Consider the following 2,423-nt stretch of genomic DNA (forward strand, 5'->3'; position numbering starts at 1 on the left):
CCAGGACTCTGGACATGGGGTGATGGTGTTCGACTGACTTCCGCAGGATTCCGGTGTTTTTGTTATGGGTGCGACATAACAACGGCTGTTAATCCCCCTTCTCTTGCGATAGAATCTAAGTAATAGATTCTTCGGTTTGGGAGGGGTGGCATGATGAGCGTGATGACTGCCCAACTGCCTCTTCCTCAAGCAATGGATGCCGGCGCGGTGCCGATAGGTCTCGCGGCGTCACTGCTGGAGGATGCCACGGGTGGGCGCGTGTTCGTTCATGGGGAACTCTCCTACGCCTGGGACGAGAAGGACATCGCGACCCGCCGGTTCGCGGCGGCGAAACTGGCGGACATCAAGGCCGCTTCGGTAGCCGGGATCGCTGCCGCGTTCGGTGTTGATGCGATCACCTTGTGGCGCTGGCGTCAGGTCCTGGCCGCGGAAGGGGTGTTGGGCCTGGCCCCGGAGAAGCCTGGCCCGAAGGGGCCCAGCCGGCTGACGGAACCGAAGATGTCCGAAATCCGTGCCTTGCGGGCCACCGGACTGTCGCTGCGGGCGATTGGGGCAAAGGTGGGCGTCTCCGAATTCAGCGTGCGACGGACACTGGCCATGCCGGTGCCCACCGGTCCGGAACCGGTGAAGCAGGATCCGCCCGCCACATCTGTGGCGGCGGAGCTGGCAGCCGGGTTGCCGGTGCTGCCGGCACCGGTGGACCGGTCCGGAGAGCGGGCCTGGGCCCGGGCCGGGTTGGTAGAGTGCGCGGCACCGGTGTTCGCCCCGGCGGCCCGGGTGCCGTTGGCCGGGCTGTTCCTGGCCCTGCCCGCACTGGAGACCACGGGACTTTTGGAGTGCGCGAAGGAGACCTTCGGGGCGCTGCCAAACGGATTCTACGGTCTGGAGACCATCCTCACCGGCGCCGTGTTCCAGGCCCTGGCCGGGGAACCACGCGCCGAGGGGATCACCCGGATTGATCCCGTAGCTTTGGGCCGGGCGCTGGGCCTGGACCGGGCGCCGGAAGTGAAGACCCTGCGCCGCAAAATCGGGGCATTGGCCGGCACCGGCAAGGCCGGGGACCTGCTCACCGCGATGGCCACAAAACACCTCAAAGGCAGCAACGAAGGAGGTGAGGATCTGGCCGCGGTGCTCTACGTCGACGGGCATGTCCGCGCCTACCAGGGCACCAGGAAGATCGGGAAAGTCCATTCGACCCGGTTGAAGTTCCCCGTCCCGGCGACCGAGGAGACCTGGGTCGCCGACGCCCACGGCGCCCCGGTCCTGGTGGTCATGGCCGAACCCGGGGCCGCGCTGACCGGGGAACTGCGCCGGCTCCTGCCCGCCCTGCGCCGGATCATTGGGGACGACCGGAGGGTGCTCGTCGGTTTCGACCGGGGAGGCTGGTCCCCGGCCCTGTTCAAGCACATGGCAGAGAACAAATTCGATGTGCTGACCTGGCGCAAGGGCACCACCCTGGACGTCCAGCCCTCCCACTTTGCCGAGGTCGCCCACACCGACGAACACGGACAAACCCGGGCCTGGGAAGCGGCCGACACGGCCGTTGGGGTCCCCATCGGCACCACCGGGGAAGTGTTTCCGATGCGTCAGCTCAGCCGCGAGGTCAACACTCCCGGCGGCGGGTCCCGGCAGATCCACATCCTCACCACCACCGACATGCCCGCCGGGGAAATCATCTACCGGATGGGCGCACGATGGCGGCAGGAAAACTACTTCCGCTACGCCAGGATCCGCTTCGCACTGGATTCCCACGACGCCTATACCAGCGTTGATGACGACCCGGAACGGTCCGTGCCGAACCCGGCCAAACGCAAGGCCTACCAGCAGGTCCTGGCCGCCAAAACCCGATACGAGAAAACCCTGGCCGACACCGACGCGGCGATGCTCGCCGCCCGGACCCCGCCGCCGGGAACATCCACGGTCCTGATCACCAACACCATGCACAACAAGATCACCGCGGACCTCCTCACCGCCGAAACCGCGCTCGACACCGCACAGGAAGCGCACCGGGAGATCCCCGCCCGGGTCCCGCTCGGCGAGATCGCCGCAGGCCAGCAGGTCCTGGACACCCAAACGAAACTGCTCAGCCATGCGATCCGGATGGCCGCGTTCAACACCGCCTCCACCCTGGCGAGAGAGGTCCGGACCAACACCGGCTACGCCCGCGGCGACGATGAGGCCCACGCCCTGATCCGGCAGGCCCTCACCGGCAGCGGCGACATCGACCCCCGCATCGACGGCTACCTCACCATCCGCCTCGACCCGCTTCCCACCCAACGGGCAACCACCGCCATCGGCGAGCTCTGCAACCACCTCACCGCCACCGAAACCCGCTACCCCGGCACCGACCGGACCCTGCGATTTGAGATCAAAAACAAAGAAACGTCAGCCAACAATTAAAACGCTATGTCCAGAGTCCTGAG

General features: G+C 66.5%; 1 protein-coding gene. It reads left to right on the forward strand.

The window, feature by feature from the left end:
* Nucleotides 1–162: 162 nt before the first annotated feature.
* A complete protein-coding gene (locus ACX80X_RS21055; protein ID WP_459313298.1) occupies nt 163–2,400 on the forward strand; it encodes a putative transposase in 2,238 nt (745 codons plus the stop codon).
* Nucleotides 2,401–2,423 lie beyond the last annotated feature (23 nt).

Source organism: Pseudarthrobacter sp. MDT3-1 (assembly GCF_054510755.1).

What these genes read in the sequence shown, in the direction of transcription:
- ACX80X_RS21055 (WP_459313298.1), top strand. Translation starts at nt 163, where the DNA reads ATGACTGCCCAACTGCCTCTTCCTCAAGCAATGGATGCCGGCGCGGTG.